This is a genomic window from Neorhizobium sp. AL 9.2.2 (assembly GCF_013317225.1).
Lineage (GTDB): Bacteria > Pseudomonadota > Alphaproteobacteria > Rhizobiales > Rhizobiaceae > Neorhizobium > Neorhizobium soli.
This window is the reverse complement of record NZ_JAALXU010000008.1, coordinates 37,503-55,944: the sequence shown is the minus strand read 5'-3', so window position 1 is coordinate 55,944 and position 18,442 is coordinate 37,503. Positions and strand designations below refer to the sequence as shown.

Sequence of the window (18,442 nt, the reverse complement as noted above, 5' to 3'; positions counted from 1 at the left end):
GGGGGCTGTGCCCCCGTGGACCCCCAAGAAGCGAACATTGACCAAAGGCTCGATAGTAAAAATTCGTATATCAGACGCTGACAAGACGGAGTTAGAGCAGTTTGCCGACTCAGCCGGGAAATCGGTTTCAGAGATTGTGCGTTCTGCAATTAATGAGACCAAACGTGGGCAGGTCGCCGGTCACCAGCGACGCGAAAATATTGCCAAATTGCGCCGTTCCACGAACCGCATGATCGAAGCCTTCGCGGCAAAACCCATTGACGTTCCAAAGCTCAAAGAAATTGCGGTTCAGGTTCGCAAGGATGCCGTCAGGGTGCTGTCGTGATCTGCAGCATGATTATCAAGGCCATCAGGTTTCTCACCAGATCAAACGTCAAGAGGCTGATCAACCACCTAGAAAATGGCAAGGACAATGATGTGGTCGAGTTTGTCAGCGGCACCGCAGCAGATATCACCGACATGCACCTAGATGCATCTGCCAAGCGTTCGACATATGCCATCAGACATTTTATTGTGGCTCCCCATGAAGCGACCACCCGGCAGCAGATGCAGCAAGTGGTGGCAATGATCGCCAAGGAATTCGAATTTGATGCAGCGCGAGCGGTCATTGTAGAACATAAGAAAAAGCGCACTACCGCAGATGCCTACGGTGCACATTGGCACGTTCTCGTTGGCGAAATTGACCCCGCTTCCGGTAAAGCTCTGCGTTGCTCTTTTGATTGGATCATCCACGAGCTTATTGCGCGGTGGTCAGAATTCAAATTCGGGCACAAGTTCGTCTTTGGAAAGCACACGAAATCGGTGATCGCTGGCCTAAAAAAGCGCGGTGCTGTCGATACAGCCCAAGAGCTTGCAACCCAGTCTGCGCGATCCCAGCCACCGCCGGGCGAAGCATTCACGCAATCGCAGCACCAGGAAAAAAAGAGAGCTGGTATCAATCTCCCTGCAATCCGGCAGGTAGTGAAGACCGCAGTGGCAACCGCAACGACACGCGCTGAGCTGGAGGTTTTCCTTAAGTCGAAATCTCTGAGCGTAACGGCCGGTGAAAAGGAAGGGACGTGGATCGTAAATGACCTCGATGGCAATTTGATCGGTTCACTTTCCCGCCTGAGTAGCAGGCGTAAAAAAGATATCGATGATTTGATGAGGAATAGCAAAAATGAACCAGCACCCGGCCAAAGCGACAATCGAGCAGGCAATTCTCAACGAGGCCCTGGGAATACGAGCCCTGCTCGACAAATCAGCCAGCTCCGAGATGCAGGGCTTGGAAATGTTGATCCAGATGCAAAGCAGGATTTTGGAAAGCCTCGAACAGCTCCTTACCAGACTCGAATGTCTCAGCCAGCCGCAGGCAATGCAGCCTCTCCAGGTTTGAAATCAGTTGGTTGGGTTCGAGGGCTTGTCGGGCATCAAACGCGTCTGTCGGAGCTATTGGGGCGGGCGAACACGTTGGCTATGACGCCCGCTGAGCGCGTAATGGCTTCAATATGGCACCTTGAAGAGCAAGCCCAATACGATTTCCATAGAGTGTCGCCCGTCTTCAAGTTTTCGGAAAAGGTTACGAAACTTCAAACTGAAATCAAAAGTCTGGAAAAGAAGCTTCTAGCTGCACGGGATCGCCAATTTGATGCCAGGTCGCGTTTGCGAAAGGCTCCTCGGCTTCGCTGGTGGCATTACCTTATCGGTGTGGCTTTCATCGTAGATCGCCGTTTTCGAGCATTACAGGATGAAGAAAAGGAGTCATCGGACAAGGTATCCGCCTGTGAACGCAGCTTGCACAAGCTGAACGTGACGGTCGTTAACGAGGAAACCGCCGAGAAAAGACGTCATGAAGCTAAAGTCAGGAAAATAGTTGAGTGCAAGCGCGATGCCGGACCGACTCTGGAACTCGTGGAAGCTGCCTATGACACTTTGCGACTACAGCCAGAGTACGCTTTCGGTGGCACAGACTTCGTCCTGCTGAAAGCCCGTGCTGCTCTTCATGACAAGAAGGAAGCTGCACTCAAGGCGTCAATGGCTGAAAGCAATGTCGTTTTGCGCGGACCGACGATCTGATTAAAGCTTCTCCCAAGGAGCAAATCAAAGCTGGCATTGACACCTGAAGATTTTCAAAAAGGATGGTCTCGGGTGAGGAATTGCCGGAATGATCCGGCTTCCAACATTTCAACCGATGCCGATTAGCGGATAAATCCACTAAGTTTCAGACGAAGTCCACTAACCTCTTGCGGCACCTGTAGGGGATTGCGCTAGGGGCTGCTTCAAGATTCCAGCGCTTAAAAACCTTGGCGATCCCTGATTGCTATTGGGGTGACGCGCGGAAACGCGGCTCGGACTTTGACAGGCGTGCCGAAATTGTGTACCACCATGTGCACCCAGACAGTGTCCCGTTCTACGGGAAATCAATGACTTACAACGATTTTGGGAGAGGGTCCCACCCTCTCCGCCATTGGCGAACCTTAAGTCGTGAGGTTCCCATTACCCTGTGGAATCTCTCGCCTGCGCCCTTGTACCATCGGATGTGTTCCGCGCTCGAAGCAACCTCTGCTTACCGTTCGTCATAGAAATTAACACACCTCCATCTGCCTTAACGCGGTCACAGTGTTTCCACGTCGGAGCGGCGTTCCTGAGTGACGTCTTGTCTGTTCCTCGGGCGCTGTGACCTTTGCGCATTTCGGAAGTCTTCCTCGCCAAATCGCCACTCGTCGCCATTGCATCTCCGCATGTCGTTGTCGCGGCAGTCGAATGGGAATGATGGTGGTCTGCTGCTGGGGTTGAGGTACATTGTTTTGCTCGCCTGATCTTTTCGAGGAGGAAGAGATCGAGGAATGCGGCGGAAGTGCCGCTTCTAGCGAACTGCCGGCGAGCAGCATTGGCTTTCCGTCTAATCCAGAGGAGGAATGGGCATGAGCAGGAACAGAGGTGTCGTGTATTTGCGGCCGGGCAAGGTCGAGGTGAGGGATATCGACGACGCCAAGCTTGAGGCGCCGGATGGACGCCGGATCGAGCATGGCGTTATCCTGAAAGTGATTTCCACCAATATCTGCGGGTCAGACCAGCATATGGTGCGCGGGCGCACGACGGCTTTGCCGGGTCTCGTGCTCGGCCATGAAATCACCGGCGAGGTCATCGAAAAGGGCGTCGATGTCGAGATGCTCGAGATCGGCGATATCGTTTCCGTGCCCTTCAACGTCGCCTGTGGCCGTTGCCGCTGCTGCAAGTCGCAGGATACGGGCGTCTGCCTTACCGTCAATCCATCGCGCGCCGGCGGCGCCTATGGTTATGTCGATATGGGCGGCTGGATCGGCGGCCAGGCGCGTTATGTCACTGTTCCCTATGCGGATTTCAATCTTCTGAAATTTCCGGATCGCGACCGGGCAATGTCGAAGATCCGCGATTTGACGATGCTGTCGGATATCCTGCCGACGGGGTTTCACGGGGCGGTCAAGGCAGGCGTCGGGGTCGGGTCGACGGTCTATGTCGCGGGCGCCGGTCCGGTCGGTCTTGCGGCTGCGGCGTCAGCGCGCATTCTCGGTGCAGCGGTCGTGATGATCGGAGACTTCAACAAGGATCGTCTTGCCCACGCCGCAAAGGTCGGCTTCGAGCCGATCGATCTGTCGAAAAGCGACCGGCTTGGCGAGATGATCGCGCAGGTTACCGGCACGGACGAGGTCGATAGCGCCATCGATGCCGTCGGTTTCGAAGCCCGTGGGCATTCGGGTGGCGAGCAGCCGGCTATCGTTTTGAATCAGATGATGGAGATCACCCGCGCGGCGGGCTCGATCGGTATTCCTGGCCTTTACGTGACGGAAGATCCCGGTGCGGTGGATGACGCCGCCAAACAGGGCAGTCTGTCGCTTCGGCTGGGTCTCGGCTGGGCGAAGGCCCAGTCTTTCCACACAGGGCAGACGCCGGTTTTGAAATACAATCGTCAGCTCATGCAAGCCATCCTTCACGACCGGCTGCCGATCGCCGACATCGTCAACGCGAAGATCATCTCGCTTGATGAGGCAGCGCAAGGCTATGAAAGCTTCGACCAAGGGGCCGCGGTCAAATACGTGCTGGATCCTCATGGAGACCTGACGAAAGCCGCGTGATCTGCTTTCGCAGTTTTGCTGCTACCCTTGTCCGGCGCCGTATTGGGCGCCGGACAAGGCAGGTTCGCCTTAACGCCGCCAAGTCCTCACGCCACATGCTTCCAGAAGCCACGCTTGCTCCCGTGCAGACGCTTTAGCGCTGCGACATAGGCCTCGTGGGATTTCAGGGTGCCGGGATCGAGGATATGGGGCGCGAGGGCTTGCGCTGTGGCGAGGTGCCGGGCCGCGTGCTTGTAGCGGCTGGCTTTTCCGTGATCGAGCGAGAAGTCGATCATGCTGCGCAGGATCAGCGTTGCGGCAAGAGGATGATGGGGTGAGAGCGCTTCGGCAGCTGGTGTCATCAGGTCGTAGAGATCGCCATTCAGTTCTGCCGGCCTGTTGATCACCAGTTTCGCCGCCTGGCCCAATGCAGGCCAGCGCAGGAAGAAGGCGAGCGCCTCGTGAACATCCGGGAATGTCTGGGCATAGGCAAACGCCCTTTCCTCGGCGTCCATATCGTCGAAATCCGGCAGGCGTTTCAAGAATGCGCGCAGGTGAATGTCGCTGAGCGACTGTTCGAACCATCGCCAGCGATCGACCTGCGCTTCGTCGGTGCGTCCCAAGGTTTCCAGCGTCTCGGCGCGGGCAAGCTGCCACTCCATCTCGCGGTCGGGCGAACCGGTTACGTCCGCGCCATCGAGTGCCTGCAGCGCGTCATCGGCGCGCCCTGCGGAGAGGAGACGGCGGGCGATTTCGGCAGCGATCACCGGTATCCGGCGGGTTTTCTCGGGCTGTTGCGCAATGTAGGCATCCACATCTCCCGTGGCATCGGCGATTGCCTGAAGCGCGATACGCACCGTCGTCTCGCGATGCCGGTCGCTCTCATCGGGCTCGTTCAACCACTGCACAAGCAGCGATTTCAGGCGGTCGAGGCCTTCTGCCCCGAGGGCCGGGGCCATGGCTGGAATGAACGGGTCGAATTGACCGTGTCCATTGTTCTGAACCGCTGCCAGAACCCTGTCGGCCAATATATCGGGGTCGATGCCCGAGGCGCTGGCGATGGTGCCGGCATCGCTGCAGGCCTGATGGAAACTTGCAAGCAGCACGCCGCTCGCATCGTCCGTTCTGTCGAAGATCGGCTCACCGAGGGCAAGGAACTGCCAGATCAGCTCGAAGCCCTCACTGGGATCGTCCGGCGCCACGGTCTCGACAATCGTCTTGCGCTGGGTTTCGAGGTCGGCCTTCGTCGCCTTCACCCGTCGCCAGCTGATGAAGGTCCGGGCGCGAGCGATGCTACCGAGCCGCTTGCGAACTTCTCGCGCCACTTCGCCGCTGCTGTGGCTGCCGGCCAGTTCCATGCGCAGTCGGCGCTTGTTTGCGGCGCTGCCCATGCTGATCTCGATCAGCAGCTCGGCAAGTAGTTGCGTGCCGAGCGCTTCCAGGTTCTTCGCGTTGAGGGTCGTCTTCGTGGCCATGGCGATGTCGATACGGTCTTGCGTGAGGTGTCGGGAGCGACAGTTCAGAACCGGACCGGGATTTGCAAGTGTTTCAGCCCGGTTTTCGTCCTTGGCTTGCTGCCGAGCGCTGTCGAGGACCTTTCACGCCGACGGAATCATTGGTAGAGGGTCGCCATGAACGCGCTTTCCGATGCCGCTCCGATCTATAACCCGCCGCAGGATCCCTATCTTTCGCTGCTGCACCGCGATGCGCATCTGCTTGTGTTCAACAAGCCGAGCGGTCTGTTGTCGGTGCCCGGGCGGCATCCGGCGCTCTCCGACAGTCTCCTAACCCGGGTCCAGAAAGATTATCCGCAGGCGCTGATCGTGCACCGGCTGGACAAGGATACATCCGGTGTCGTGGTGATGTCGCTCAACCGCCGGGCACATGCGCTTGTCGCAGCGCAGTTCGAAGGGCGGACCACGCGGAAGTCCTATGTGGCCGAAGTCTGGGGAAGGCTCGAGCAGGCGGAAGGCGTGGTCGACCTGCCGTTGGCGATCGATCCGGATAACAAGCCGCGCCACCGCGTCGATCCTGAGCACGGCAAGCCGGCGCAGACGCGCTGGCAGGTGATGGGATACGGCGAGAACAGGACGCGGCTTCGGCTGTTTCCGCTGACGGGACGCACCCATCAGCTGCGCGTGCATATGAAAGCGCTGGGACATGTTATCATCGGCGACGAGTTCTATGCCGAGGGCGATGCGCTTCTGGCTGCGAACCGTTTGCTTCTCCATGCCGAAGAACTAAGCTTCCGCCATCCTGACGGTTCGGACGTCACGTTCACCGCTCCAACGCCTTTCTGAGATCGGACATTGGCACAAAACCTCGAGAAAACGCCGCTGATCGTCGATTTTGTCGGTGGCGCAGTCGGCCACCGTTTCCGCTCCGGCGAGGGCCGCAAACAGGACCTGCCGAAGGCCGTCGGGTTTTCGAGCGGCACGATCCCTGATGTCGTCGATGCGACGGCAGGCCTCGGCCGGGATGCGTTTCTGCTGGCATCGCTCGGCGCGCGCGTCACGCTGATCGAGCGATCCGAAACGATGCATGCGCTGCTTCTGGAAGGGCTCGAACGGGCGCGGGCGGAAGGCGGGCGCCACGCGGAAACCGTGTCTCGGATGACGCTGGTGCACGGGGATTCCTGTGTTCTGCTGCCGCAGATGAGGCCACAGGTGATCCTGATCGATCCCATGCATCCGCCACGCGACAAGACGGCTCTGGTGAAGAAAGAGATGCGGCTGATCCGGGATATCGTCGGGACCGATGCGGATTCCGTGCAGCTCATGCAGGTCGCGCTGGAGGCGGCCCAAAACCGGGTCGTGCTGAAGTGGCCGCTGCGCGCCGAGCCGATGCCGGGCGTGCGCAAACCGTCCCACCAGATATTGGGGAAAAGCACCCGGTACGACGTGTTCGTCAAGGCGAAGATCAGCACGGAGTAGGCGTTCATGGCTGCCGGTTGTTGCCCTGCGGCGACGGTTGCGCATAGTATCCCGCAATCATTGGGAGTGCCTTGCCGATGTCAGACAGTGACCAGAAGTCCGGGCCGTTTCCGGAAGAGCCCGGGATCCTTGAATTTCTCGATATCTGCGATCGCTTCTATCCTGTCGGCGCCGTGGATGCGCCGATCGAACAGCAGCGGGACTGGTATGATGCGCTCTGCGCCCGCTTCGACCAGCCGCTGCCGCAAGGCCTGACGTTTCAGGACGAGATGCTGGTCGTGCCGATCCGGCGTTACCGTCCCGCGATAATCGGCACCGGTATCGTTCTCCTCTATCTGCATGGCGGCGGGTTCGTCGTCGGGTCGCTGGATAGCCACCACGCGATCTGCGCGGAGATTGCCGATTTCGCGCAGGCGGAACTGGTCTCTGTCGATTACCGGCTTGCTCCAGAACATGTCTGGCCGGCTCAGACGGACGATTGTTTCGGTGTGATGAAGCAGCTTTTAGGGGAGGGGCGAAAGGTCGTGCTGATCGGCGACAGCGCCGGCGGCAATCTTGCGGCGGGCCTTGCTTTGCGTGCGCGGGACGAAGGACTCTCTGGGATTGCCGGCCAGGTGCTGATCTATCCAGCGCTCGGCGGCGATCTTGTGTCGGGCTCTTACCGTGAGATGGCACATGCGCCGGGGCTCAGCACGGCCGATGTTGCCTATTACCGGGCAGTGCTTAGGGCGCCAGAGATTGAACCCGTCGCGCATCCGCTTCTGGCCCGCGACCTCTCGGGCCTGCCGCCGGCCTATATCACCGTTGCGCATTTCGATCCGTTGCGGGACGATGGCGAACTCTATGCGCGACGGTTGCGAGAGGCGGGCGTCGAGGCGACGTTCCGCGAGGAGCCGCAGATGGTGCATGCCTGGATGCGTGCCCGCCACATGAGTGCTGGCGCACGCAGCGGATTCGAGGCGCTCTGTGAGGCCGTGCGGCGGATGGCTAGCTCTTAGCCTTGGACACCAGAACCGGATCGGCGCGGAATGCGCTCGGGAAGATCGCCTTCAGATTATCGATCTTCGGCATGTCGTTATAGACGATATAGGGATAGCTCGGGTTCAGCGTCAGGAAGTCCTGGTGGTATTTCTCGGCCGGGTAGAAGGCGGAGAGCCTGGAGATTTTCGTGACGATGGCTGCGGGATACAATTTCGTCGCATCGAGCTGGGCGATATAGGCCTCGGCGACCTTTTTCTGCTCGTCGCTGGTGGTGAAGATCGCAGAGCGGTACTGCGTCCCGCGATCGGGACCCTGGTAGTTCAGCTGGGTCGGGTTGTGGGCGACGGAGAAGAAGATCTGCAGCAGCTTGCCGTAGCTCACCTGCTTCGGATCGAAGGTAATCTCCACAGCTTCCGCATGGCCCGATTTGCCCGAGCTGACCGTCTCATAGGTCGCAGTCTTCTGGTCGCCGCCGGAATAGCCGGAAACGGCATTGCTGACGCCCTTCACATGCTGGAAAACGCCCTGAACGCCCCAGAAGCAGCCGCCGGCGAAGATAGCTTTCTCGACGTCGCCCTTCGCGGCTTCGTCGATCGCCGGCGCCGGAATGGCAACGGCGGCCTCCTGCGCACGCAGCGTCGATACCGGAAACGCCATCACGATGGCGCTCAGCATTGCCGCCGCCAGACGATTTGCGAAGACTGCCATGGGAACTCCTCCTGTTCGAAACGACTGTCTCAGGGATCCGGGCTTGGCGTCAAATCACATAGACGTACGCAGCCGGCCACGGCCGGCGACGCTTACATGTGATCTCGGGGAATGGCCTTCTCGAACGTCTTTTCGAAGATCTTCCTGTCGCCGTCATAGGCAAGCACCGAAGCGCTGATCAGCCAGTCAGTTGCCGTGCAGGCGAGTTTTGCCGTGGAGACGGTACGGACGGACCACCGGTCGCGCCTCATGTCGCAGGTCCAGACCGAAGTGCCCGTCATCGACAGCGGATCGGTCGGGTCGATCGCCCAGGTCTCCTCGCGCAACTGCCGGGTGGAAAGGCCGGTGCCCGGATGTTCGAACAGGCCTGTGTCTTCAGCCACTTCGTAGCGCGTCTGGTTTTCAGCAAGGTCACGGGTGACGCTGCGGCGGGTAGTGGACGGCGCGTGCTCGATATATTTCGGCAGCGGATCCGGGTTCGCCGGCTGCTTCATCTCGAATGTCTGGTGATCGCCGAGAAGCGGCATGGCAAGCCCGAGCGAGGCGATATCGATCGTCACACCGGGATCGACAGGTGGCGGCAGGATCATCGGCCAGTAGGCGGTCGAGAGCGATAGCCGGATTCGGTGACCCTCCCCGAACCGGTAGCCGCAGGCATCGAGATCGAGGCGGATTTCGACCGGCTGGCCGGGAATGAGCGGTTGCGGATCCTCATTGCCGTCGCGATGGGCGAGGTTGATCACGCCGAAGGAGACGCGGGTCGCGGTGCCGTCGGGATGGATATCGACGATCCGGGCGCAAAGATTGGCAAGCTCGGCGTCGGCGCTGAGCGTCAAGGTGATGCTCGGGCGTCCGAGAAAGGTTTTGGCCGTGGCAAGCGGCGCTGTCTGGAAGACCAACGATCCGGCATCGTCGCTGCGCTGGTCACCGGCGAGTTCCGCGTCGGGTTTGAGGGTAAACCATTCGCCGGCCGCCGTTCCGGTGTCGAGCGGTGACTTCAGATAGATCTCGTGCGCCTGTGCATGCGGGATCGGCATCCCCTCCAGCAGCGTACCGAACTGGTCGACATAGAAGCACTCGCTCTCCGGCGCGCTCCAGCGCTGCTTGGAAACCCAGAAGCCCGGATCGACATCGCGCCGTACCGCCGGTTTCGGGCCGTCGAGGATATAGGCGCGAACCTGGGGCAGGGTTTCTATGCCGTTTTCCTCACCCCGCAGCCAGCGGTTCCAGAAGGCGATTGCCTCGCCATGAAAATCGGCGCGCGGTTTCGGCCAGGCGAAATGCGGATATTTGTGCACCCAGGGCCCGAGCAGGGCCTTCGCCTTGTCACCGAGCCCTTCGACGGCCAGCAGCGGCGTGTTGCGATACCCGTCCGCCCAGCCGGCAATGACGAGCGCCGGAATTTCGATAGCCGCATAATCTTCGCGGATGGAGCCGTGTTTCCAGAAGGAGTCCCGGCGCTGGTGGGAAAGCCATTCCTCCAGGAAGAAGGGTTCATTTTCCAACCGCTCCATCCACATCTCAAGCCAGCGATCGCCGACGCTGTCGGGATCGGGCGATCGCGACTGGTAGGCGAGCATGGTGGCGGCCCAGGAGAGCTGGGCCGACAGGTGGCAGCCATTCTTGTAATGGATGTCGTCATTGTAGCGGTCGGTGGTTGAGGCGATCGAGATCACGGCCTTGAGCGCCGGTGGTCGAAGCGCCGCCACCTGCAGGCAGTTGAAGCCGCCCCAGGAAATGCCCATCATGCCGACGCTGCCGTTCGACCAGGGCTGTTCTGCGATCCAGGCGATCAGCTCGCAGGCATTGGCAAGCTCCAGCTCGGTATATTCGCCGTCGATGACGCCGTCGGATTCCCCGGAGCCGCGGATGTCGACGCGAACGCCCGCAATGCCCGCTGCCGCAAAGACCGGATAGGTGGATTCGTCGCGCGGGCTCGTTCCATCCCGTTTGCGATAGGGCAGAAATTCGAACACGGCCGGCACCGGATCGGCGTCGGCATTGTCAGGCATCCAGATGCGGGAGGCAAGTCGGGTACCGTCCTTCAGCCTGATCCACTGGTTCTCGATGACGGTGAAGGTGCGGTCAGTCATGGTCATGCGCTCTCAAATATCGATCTTCAATTCCCCGCACTTTCCATCCGCCGCGTTGCAAGCACCTTTTCCAGCCATCCCAGCTGCATTTCGGGCACGGATTTGAGGAGAAGGTCGGTATAGTCGTCGAATGGTGGCGACAGCGCCTCAGATTTCGGGCCGAAGCGCACGAGTTTGCCGCGATGCATGACGGCGACCGAGTCGGCGATTGCTTTCACGATGGCGATGTCGTGGGTGATGAACAGGTAGGACAGCTGCTGTTCTTCCTGAAGCTTCATCAGCAGCTTCAGGATCCCTTCCGCCACCAGCGGGTCGAGCGCCGATGTGGGTTCGTCGCAGAGGATGAGTTCGGGCCTTGCCGCAAGGGCGCGGGCAATGGCGACGCGCTGCTTCTGGCCGCCGGAAAGCTCAGCCGGATAGCGATCGATAAAGCCGGTGCCCATCTCGATCTGGTCGAGCAGTTCCTTGACGCGGGCGGTCTTGGCCGAACCGCGCAGGCCGTCATAGAAGGTCAGCGGACGGCCGATGATGTCGCGCACCGTCTGGCGCGGGTTCATGGCCGTATCGGCCATCTGGTAGATCAGCTGGATGCGGCGCAGGTCGTCCCGCGGCCGGCTTTTCAGCAACGGCGTCAGCGGCCGGCCCTCGAAGGTGATCGCGCCGCTGCTGGGGGCCAGGAGGCCGGTGATGACGCGCGCCAGCGTCGACTTGCCCGAGCCGGATTCGCCGACGACCGCAAGCGTCTGGCCCTTGCACAGATGCAGGGAAACATCGTGCAGCACCTTGAACCCGTTCGAATACTGAGCGCTGACATGATCGACCCGCAGAACCGCTTCGGTCTGGTCAACTGCCTCCTCGCGGGCGGCCTGGCGCACATTGACCAGAGCCCGGGTGTAATCCTGTCTCGGTGCCTCGATGATCTGCTGCACGGGACCGTATTCGACCATCTTGCCGTGGCGCAGCACCATGATGTCGTCGGAGATCTGCGCGACGACGGCCAGATCGTGGGTGATGTAGAGCGCTGCCGTATCGGTTTCCTCGATCGCGTGCTTGATCGCTGCGAGAACGTCGATCTGGGTCGTCACGTCGAGTGCGGTCGTCGGTTCGTCGAACACGATCAGGTCGGGTTTGGAGCAGAGCGCCATCGCCGTCATGGCGCGTTGCAACTGGCCGCCGGAAACCTGGTGCGGAAACCGATCGCCGAAGGTTTCGGGGTTCGGCAGGCCAAGAACCTGGAACAGATAGAGAGCGCGCTCGCGAGCATCTTCCTTGCTCATCAGGCGATGCTTGACAGTCGCCTCGATAACCTGGTCGCCGAGCTTGTGGGCGGGGTTGAATGCGGCAGCTGCCGATTGCGCGACATAGCAGACGCAGGCGCCGCGCAGCTTGCGGATGCCACCCTTCCCCAGTTGCAGGATGTCGGTGCCGTCAAGTTTCACTTCGCCGCCGGTGATTTCGGCGCCGCCGCGGCCGTAGCCGAGCGCCGCGAGCCCAATCGTTGACTTACCGGCACCGGATTCGCCGATCAGGCCCAGAACCTTGCCCTTGGCGAGATCGAACGAGACGTCGTCGACGATGGTGATGCGCTTGGCAGGCTCGCCCGGCGGATAGCTGGTCGCCTCGATCTTGAGGTTACGGACGGAGAGGAGATGGGATGAAGCTTCATGCATCGCCGCGGCCTCCCTTCAGGCTGGAGGTTCGCTTCAGGAGCCAGTCGACCACAAGGTTGACGCAGACGGCGAGGGCCGCAATCGCGGTTCCAGGCACTAGGGCTGCGGGAATACCGAAGATGATGCCGTCCTTGTTGTCCTTCACCATGCCGCCCCAGTCGGCGGTCGGTGGCTGGATGCCGAGGCCGAGGAACGAGAGGGTGGAGAGAAACAGGATCGCAAAGGCGAAACGCAGGCCGAATTCGGCCAGCAGCGGCGAGAGCGTGTTGGGCAGAATTTCCCGAAAGATGATCCAGATCTTGCCTTCACCGCGCAGCTTTGCCGCTTCCACGAATTCCATCACGGCCACATCCAGCGCCACGGCCCGGCCAAGGCGATACACGCGGGTGGAATCAAGGATCGCCATCACCAGGATGAGTACGATCAGGTGTTGCGGCAGCACGGCCAGCACCACGAGCGCAAAGATTAGCGTCGGGATCGACATCATCAGGTCGTTGAAGCGGGAAAACACCGTATCGACCAGACCACCTGAAACGGCGGCGGTAAAGCTCAGGATGATCCCGAGCGAAAAGGAAATCACGGTTGCCGCCAAAGCGACAATCAGCGTCGTGCGCGCACCGAAGATCAGGCGCGACAGGATATCGCGGCCGAGATTGTCGAGGCCGAAGAAGAATTGCGCATCGGCCTCCTGCCAGACATTGCCGACGACTTCGGTCTCGCCGTAAGGGGAAATCCAGGGCGCGAACAGGGCGCAGAAAACAGCGAGCGCGATGCCGAACAGGCCGACCCAGGCGGTGATGGGGATCTCTCTCAATCTCATCGTGGATGCCTCAGACGGGGGTTGGCGATGATCGCAAGAATGTCCGCCACCATGTTGAGTAGGATGTAGACGGCCGCAAAGATCAGGCCGCAGGCCTGGACGACCGGCATGTCGCGCACGGTTACCGCATCGACCATGTACTGACCCATGCCGGGATAGACGAACACGACCTCGACCACCACGACGCCGACCACGAGATAGGCAAGGTTCAGCGCTACGACGTTGATTATCGGGGCAAGCGCATTGGGTGCCGCATGCTTGACGATCGCGCGCCAGCCGGACAGGCCCTTGAGCTCGGCGGTTTCCATATAAGCCGAGGACATGACGGAGAGGATCGCCGCCCGCGTCATGCGCATCATGTGGGCGAGCACGACGAGAACGAGTGTCGCGGTCGGCAGGGCGATCGTCTGGAGGCGCTCCAGAAAGCCCATGCCCTGATAGACGGTGGCCGGGAAGGTGGCGATGCCGAAATTGACGGCGAAATAGAGGATCAGCAGGTAGCCGACGAAGAATTCCGGAAGCGAGATGGCCGCGAGCGAGATCACGTTGATGATCTTGTCGGGAATACGATCGCGGAAATGCACCGAGAGCATGCCGAGACAGATCGCCAGCGGCACGGCGATGACGGCCGCAAAGGCCGCGAGGAAAAGCGAATTGCCCAACCGGTTGCCGACCTGTTCGGAGACCGAATTGCGGCTTGCCCAGGATGTGCCGAAATCGCCCTGCAGGACGCCGCCCAGCCAGTCGAAATAGCGGGTGACAAGGGGCCGGTCGAGGCCGAGTTCCGCGGTGATGTTGGCCACAGCCTCCGGCGTCGCGGACTGGCCGAGATAGGTGGAGGCGAAATCGCCGGGCAGCGCTTCGACGCCGCCGAAAATCAGGGCCGACACTGCCAGAAGCAGAATCAGCGAAAGCACCATGCGCTGGGCGATAATGCTCAGCAGCGGAAAGCGCTCTCTCAAGCTGCGGGCCGGCGAGCCGCCAGCCTCTGTGGAATTGGACATGTGGCGCGATCCCGTATCCGAAATGAAGGGTTCAGACCGCAGGTTTTCCTGCGGTCCATATTCATCGGCGGGGCTGGACAAGCCCCTGTCGGGTATCAGGCGTCGAGCCAGACGCGGGTCGCGACATAGCCGTTCGACATGTCGTTGCCGATGTCCTTGACGTAACCCTGAAGCTTCTTCGACGCCGCGTTCACGAAGTCGTTGAACATCGGCAGGATCGTGCCGCCTTCGTCGCGCACCAGCACCGCCATCTCGCGGTACATTTCACGGCGTTTGGCTTCATCCAGTTCACCGCGGGCGGTGATCAGCAGCTTGTCGAACTTCTCGTTCTTGAAGCGGGTGTCGTTCCAGTCTGCAGACGACAGATAGGCGCCGGAATAGAACTGGTCCTGCGTGGCGCGGCTGCCCCAATAGGAGGCCGAGAACGGTTGCACGTTCCAGACGTTCGACCAGTAGCCGTCACCCGGCTCGCGCTTGATCTCGATATCGATACCGGCCTTCTTCGCGCTCTGCTGGAAGAGAACCGATGCATCGACAGCGCCCGGGAAGGCAACTTCCGACGTGCGCAGAAGCACCGAGCCGCTATGGCCTGATTTCTTGAAGTGGAACTTCGCCTTGTCCGGATCGTAGGAGCGTTGCTCGATGCCCTCGGGGAAGAGCGCATAGGTATCGTTGATCGGGAAGTCGTTGCCGACCTTGCCGTAGCCGCCCAAGATGCGCTTGACCATTTCCTCGCGGTCGATGGACAGTTTCAGGGCCATGCGCAGATCGTTGTTGTCGAACGGCGCCTTGTCGCAATGCATGATGAAAACGTAGTGGCCGCCGCCGGACGTGGTCAGAAGCTGCACCGTCGGGGCGCGGGTCAGAAGCGGCACGGTCTTTGGATCGACGCGGTTGATGAACTGCACCTGGCCGGACGACAAGGCCGCGATACGGGCGGTTGCGTCGTTCATGGTGATGATTTCGACCGTTTCGACATAACCGCGGTCGGAACGCCAGTCGCTGGTGTTCTTCTCGAAGGTCATGCGAACGCCAGGCTCGAAGCTCTTCACCTTGTAGGCACCGGTGCCGATGCCGGCGTTCGGCGCGTCGACGCCGCCGTTCGGCTGGATGACGAGATGGTAGTCGGTGAAGATCGCGGGAAGGTCGGCATTGCCGCTATCCAGCGTCACGACCAGATCGCCGCTCTTGTTTTCGATCGACTTGATGGATTTCAGAACGCCGGCTGCACCGGATTCGGTCTTGCTATCGCTGTGGCGCTTCAGGGTCGCGACCACGTCGTCCGTGGTCATCTCCTTGCCGTCGTGGAACTGCACGCCCTTGCGGATCTTGAAGGTCCAGGTCTTGGCGTCGGGTGATGGCGACCAGGATTCGGCAAGCGATGGAACCGGCGCGCGGGTTTCAGGATGGGTTTCGACCAGCGTGTCGCCCCAGGTGCGGACCGCGGTGAACATCACCTGCGAGGTCGCCTTGGCGGGATCGATGCTGTCGGTGGCTGCGCCGCCCTCGAGGCCGAGCTTTAGGTTGCCGCCCTTCTTGGGGGCCTGCGCAGAGGCGCTGGTTGCGTAAAGCTGGCTTGCTGCAGCCAGTGTCACGCCCGCTGCCATGGCGCGGCCCATGAATTCGCGGCGGTTCATGCCACCTGTCGTGACACGGCCAGCGAGGTATTTCGTAATATCGTTCATTTCCCTGTTCCCTTTTATTCGATGCAGTTTTCTGCGTTCTTTATCTGCGCTGTCTCGCCGGGTTTCCTCTTCCACAGCGGTTTGCGCATTATTCCGTCGATCGTGGGAAATGGTTCGGTTGCGGCCGACATAACTTCCTTTCTGATGCAGTCCCCGGCTCTTATCGTGCGAGCTCTATGCCTCGGGAAATAGTCTGCTTAGCGATCGAAGGCCCGTTGAGGCGTGATGGAGATTACGGTCGCGTTGCCGCGTGGGTGAGCCTTCGCTACGACATTAAGTGCCTTCGATGCGACACATTTAGCAACCCCCCATGGGTTGCGAAAATTAGGCGCCTGTCGAAAGGGATGCAAATCCTGCTAATCGCGCGCTATCGCATGGAAAAACGTGCCGGTCACCCTTCCCCGGAAACCGCCCGACGGACCTATTTCGTCGCCTCGACCATCTGCAATCATAGCGAGAGGTTGGTCGGTTCCGGCTTCGATCACTCGAGCATAATGGAATTCGTGGCCCCGCACCACGTCGCCTATTTTACCAATGGCACTTTCTCTCATCAGGCGCGCCTGGCGGTAGCCGAGGTTCATCTTACGCTTGGAAAAGCTTGTGGAATGGGAAAGCAGGCCGGTCATGGTGTGGCTGACGCCGTCGGCATCCTCCAGCCTTTCGCCAAGCACCATGTAACCACCGCATTCGCCGTGGACCGGCTTCGTCTCCGAGAAGGTCTTCAGCCCTGTCTTGAACGTGTCAGCCGCCGCAAGCCGTCCCGCATGCAGTTCGGGATAACCGCCCGGCAGCCAGCAGACGTCGCAGTCGGCCGGCGGCACTTCGTCGGCGAGCGGCGAAAAGCGGATGATCTCCGCCCCCATCGCCTGCCATTCCCGCTTGATATGCGGGTAGAGAAAGGTAAAGGCGGCGTCTTCGGCGAGCGCGATCCGCTGGCCCGGCGGGGGTAGTGCCTTTTCCGTCGTACCGGACGGGATATGGAACGGACGCGCTGCCTCGAAAATCGCGTCGAGATCCAGCGCGCGTTCCATCGCATCGGCCAGCCGGTCGATATGGGCGTCCATCTGCGGATGTTCGCTTGCCTGCACGAGGCCTAGATGGCGTTCGGGCAGGGTCAGGGTCGGATCGCGCAAAATCGTGCCGACAACCGGAAGCCCGATCGCGGAGATGGCGTCGCCGGAGAGTTTTCTGTGGCGCTCGCTTCCGGCCCGGTTGAGCACGCAGGCTGCCATCTTCACGGTCGGATCATAATGCATAAAGCCGCAGGCGACGGCCGCCGCCGTCTGGCTCTGTCCCGACACGTCGAGCACCAGCAGAACCGGCAGGCCGAACAGGCGCGCGAGATCGGACGCTGCGCCCGAGCGACCGGGTTCGCCTAGAATGCCGTCGAAAAGACCCATGGCGCTTTCGATCAGAATCAGGTCCGCATCCTCTGCCTGGCCGCGTGCCAGATGCCGCAGAAGATCGGGGGCCATGGCCCAGCTGTCGAGATTGAGCCCGGGCAGGCGGGTTGCCGCTTCGTGGAAACCGGGATCGATATAATCAGGCCCGGTCTTGATGCCGCGCACCTTGATGCCCCGCCGCTGGAAGGCACGCAACAGGCCGATGGTGACGCTGGTCTTGCCGGAGCCGGAGCGCGGTGCGCCGATGATCAGGGCGCGGGCCGTCATGATGCAGGTCCCGTAAGAACCGCCTGCATATCGACGATCCTGCCGATCACGATCAGCGCTGGCGCCTGGAAATCCTGGCGCTGCACTTCTGCTTCCACGGTCGCAAGCGTCGCAATCATCGAGCGCTCCTGGGGTGTGGTTGCCGCCATCAGAACCGCGACGGGTGTATCTCCTGCCAATCCGCCCTCCATCAGCAGCCGCGCGATCGTGCCGATCGTGCTCACACCCATATAGACGACGATGGGCTCGCCCGTCTTTGCCAAAGCCTTCCAGTCGAGATCGCCAGGCGTACCGGCGGCGTGGCCGGTTGCGAGCGTGATCGAACGGCTGATGCCGCGCATCGTCGCCGGAATGTTGGCGCAGGCAAGTGCCGCAAGGGCAGAGGTCATGCCGGGCAGAATCCGGAAGGGGATATCGGCCTTCACCAACGCCTCCGCCTCTTCGCCACCGCGACCGAAGATAAACGGGTCTCCGCCCTTCAGACGCAGCACGCGTTTGGCCGATCTGGCGAGTTCGATCAGCCGTGCGGTAATATCGTCCTGCGCCACCGAAGGCTTGCCGCCCCGCTTTCCGACAAAGATCATGTCGTGTGTCTGCGCCAATGCCAGCACGGCGTCGGAGACCAGCGCGTCATGCACGATCACGTCGGCCTTTTGCAGCGCATCGGCGACTTCCAGCGTCAGATAGCGCGGATGACCGGGGCCGGAGCCGGCCAGCCAGACATGGCCGGGCTCGAATTCCGGTGCTTCGACGATGGTTTCGATCAACTCATTCATGGGCATGGAGTGCAAACCTTTTGCCGGCC

Annotated in this window: 15 protein-coding genes; 6 read left to right on the top strand and 9 right to left on the bottom strand. The window is 60.8% G+C overall.

Annotated elements, in window-relative coordinates; all coding sequences use genetic code 11:
* Window positions 1–37: 37 nt before the first annotated feature.
* From G6K99_RS17175 to fdhA, 3 genes are all read left to right on the top strand, one after another.
* Window positions 38–325: a ribbon-helix-helix protein, CopG family gene (locus tag G6K99_RS17175; protein WP_174197280.1), complete on the top strand. Its 288-nt coding sequence runs from the start codon at window positions 38–40 to the stop codon at window positions 323–325.
* An 8-nt stretch (window positions 326–333) separates the two neighbouring features.
* Complete coding sequence (locus G6K99_RS17170) at window positions 334–2,055, top strand: relaxase/mobilization nuclease domain-containing protein (RefSeq protein WP_174197279.1); 1,722 nt, start codon at window positions 334–336, stop codon at window positions 2,053–2,055.
* 848 nt (window positions 2,056–2,903) lie between these two features.
* Window positions 2,904–4,094 carry a formaldehyde dehydrogenase, glutathione-independent gene (fdhA, locus tag G6K99_RS17165; protein ID WP_174197278.1) on the top strand — a complete coding sequence of 397 codons (1,191 nt, stop codon included), beginning with the start codon at window positions 2,904–2,906 and terminating at the stop codon, window positions 4,092–4,094.
* Between the two features lie 86 nt (window positions 4,095–4,180).
* Here fdhA and G6K99_RS17160 read toward each other — a convergent pair whose 3' ends face one another.
* Window positions 4,181–5,548 carry a DUF6880 family protein gene (locus G6K99_RS17160; protein ID WP_174197277.1) on the bottom strand — a complete coding sequence of 456 codons (1,368 nt, stop codon included), beginning with the start codon at window positions 5,546–5,548 and terminating at the stop codon, window positions 4,181–4,183.
* Window positions 5,549–5,704: 156 nt separating this feature from the next.
* On the opposite strand from G6K99_RS17160, the gene G6K99_RS17155 reads away from it, so the two are divergent.
* The 3 genes from G6K99_RS17155 to G6K99_RS17145 all read left to right on the top strand — a co-directional run bounded on the left by G6K99_RS17155 (window position 5,705) and on the right by G6K99_RS17145 (window position 8,004).
* Window positions 5,705–6,373, top strand: a complete 669-nt coding sequence (locus tag G6K99_RS17155) for a pseudouridine synthase (protein WP_174197276.1) — start codon at window positions 5,705–5,707, stop codon at window positions 6,371–6,373.
* 9 nt (window positions 6,374–6,382) lie between these two features.
* Entirely contained in the window at window positions 6,383–7,006 is a 624-nt protein-coding gene (locus tag G6K99_RS17150) for a class I SAM-dependent methyltransferase (RefSeq protein WP_174197275.1), read from the top strand.
* Window positions 7,007–7,083: 77 nt separating this feature from the next.
* A complete protein-coding gene (locus G6K99_RS17145) occupies window positions 7,084–8,004 on the top strand; it encodes an alpha/beta hydrolase (protein WP_174197274.1) in 921 nt (306 codons plus the stop codon).
* Here G6K99_RS17145 and msrA read toward each other — a convergent pair.
* From msrA to cobA, 8 genes are all read right to left on the bottom strand, one after another.
* Complete coding sequence (gene msrA, locus G6K99_RS17140) at window positions 7,994–8,695, bottom strand: peptide-methionine (S)-S-oxide reductase MsrA (protein WP_174197273.1); 702 nt, start codon at window positions 8,693–8,695, stop codon at window positions 7,994–7,996. The genes G6K99_RS17145 and msrA overlap by 11 nt on opposite strands.
* A gap of 92 nt (window positions 8,696–8,787) precedes the next feature.
* A complete protein-coding gene (locus tag G6K99_RS17135) occupies window positions 8,788–10,794 on the bottom strand; it encodes a CocE/NonD family hydrolase (protein WP_174197272.1) in 2,007 nt (668 codons plus the stop codon).
* A gap of 20 nt (window positions 10,795–10,814) precedes the next feature.
* On the bottom strand, window positions 10,815–12,458 hold the full coding sequence (locus tag G6K99_RS17130) for an ABC transporter ATP-binding protein (RefSeq protein WP_174197271.1): 1,644 nt from the start codon (window positions 12,456–12,458) through the stop codon (window positions 10,815–10,817).
* Complete coding sequence (locus tag G6K99_RS17125; RefSeq protein ID WP_113165455.1) at window positions 12,451–13,278, bottom strand: ABC transporter permease; 828 nt, start codon at window positions 13,276–13,278, stop codon at window positions 12,451–12,453. Before G6K99_RS17125 ends, G6K99_RS17130 begins: the two co-directional genes overlap by 8 nt.
* Window positions 13,275–14,282 (bottom strand): ABC transporter permease, encoded by a 1,008-nt coding sequence (locus tag G6K99_RS17120; protein WP_062576949.1) that lies wholly within the window; start codon window positions 14,280–14,282, stop codon window positions 13,275–13,277. Before G6K99_RS17120 ends, G6K99_RS17125 begins: the two co-directional genes overlap by 4 nt.
* 95 nt (window positions 14,283–14,377) lie before the next feature.
* The gene (locus G6K99_RS17115) at window positions 14,378–15,967 is read right to left on the bottom strand and encodes an ABC transporter substrate-binding protein (protein WP_062463547.1); all 1,590 of its coding nucleotides are present in this window, start codon (window positions 15,965–15,967) and stop codon (window positions 14,378–14,380) included.
* Between the two features lie 356 nt (window positions 15,968–16,323).
* A complete protein-coding gene (locus G6K99_RS17110; RefSeq protein WP_174197270.1) occupies window positions 16,324–17,637 on the bottom strand; it encodes a cobyrinate a,c-diamide synthase in 1,314 nt (437 codons plus the stop codon).
* On the bottom strand, window positions 17,634–18,419 hold the full coding sequence (gene cobA / locus G6K99_RS17105; protein ID WP_174197269.1) for a uroporphyrinogen-III C-methyltransferase: 786 nt from the start codon (window positions 18,417–18,419) through the stop codon (window positions 17,634–17,636). Before cobA ends, G6K99_RS17110 begins: the two co-directional genes overlap by 4 nt.
* Window positions 18,420–18,442 lie beyond the last annotated feature (23 nt).

Excerpts from the sequence above, each read along its gene's own strand:
- G6K99_RS17170 (WP_174197279.1), top strand. The coding sequence starts at position 334 with ATGATTATCAAGGCCATCAGGTTTCTCACCAGATCAAACGTCAAGAGG.
- fdhA (WP_174197278.1), top strand. The coding sequence starts at position 2,904 with ATGAGCAGGAACAGAGGTGTCGTGTATTTGCGGCCGGGCAAGGTCGAG.
- G6K99_RS17160 (WP_174197277.1), bottom strand. The coding sequence starts at position 5,548 with ATGGCCACGAAGACGACCCTCAACGCGAAGAACCTGGAAGCGCTCGGC.
- G6K99_RS17155 (WP_174197276.1), top strand. The coding sequence starts at position 5,705 with ATGAACGCGCTTTCCGATGCCGCTCCGATCTATAACCCGCCGCAGGAT.
- G6K99_RS17145 (WP_174197274.1), top strand. The coding sequence starts at position 7,084 with ATGTCAGACAGTGACCAGAAGTCCGGGCCGTTTCCGGAAGAGCCCGGG.
- msrA (WP_174197273.1), bottom strand. The coding sequence starts at position 8,695 with ATGGCAGTCTTCGCAAATCGTCTGGCGGCGGCAATGCTGAGCGCCATC.
- G6K99_RS17135 (WP_174197272.1), bottom strand. The coding sequence starts at position 10,794 with ATGACCATGACTGACCGCACCTTCACCGTCATCGAGAACCAGTGGATC.
- G6K99_RS17130 (WP_174197271.1), bottom strand. The coding sequence starts at position 12,458 with ATGCATGAAGCTTCATCCCATCTCCTCTCCGTCCGTAACCTCAAGATC.
- G6K99_RS17125 (WP_113165455.1), bottom strand. The coding sequence starts at position 13,278 with ATGAGATTGAGAGAGATCCCCATCACCGCCTGGGTCGGCCTGTTCGGC.
- G6K99_RS17120 (WP_062576949.1), bottom strand. The coding sequence starts at position 14,282 with ATGTCCAATTCCACAGAGGCTGGCGGCTCGCCGGCCCGCAGCTTGAGA.
- G6K99_RS17115 (WP_062463547.1), bottom strand. The coding sequence starts at position 15,967 with ATGAACGATATTACGAAATACCTCGCTGGCCGTGTCACGACAGGTGGC.
- G6K99_RS17110 (WP_174197270.1), bottom strand. The coding sequence starts at position 17,637 with ATGACGGCCCGCGCCCTGATCATCGGCGCACCGCGCTCCGGCTCCGGC.
- cobA (WP_174197269.1), bottom strand. The coding sequence starts at position 18,419 with ATGCCCATGAATGAGTTGATCGAAACCATCGTCGAAGCACCGGAATTC.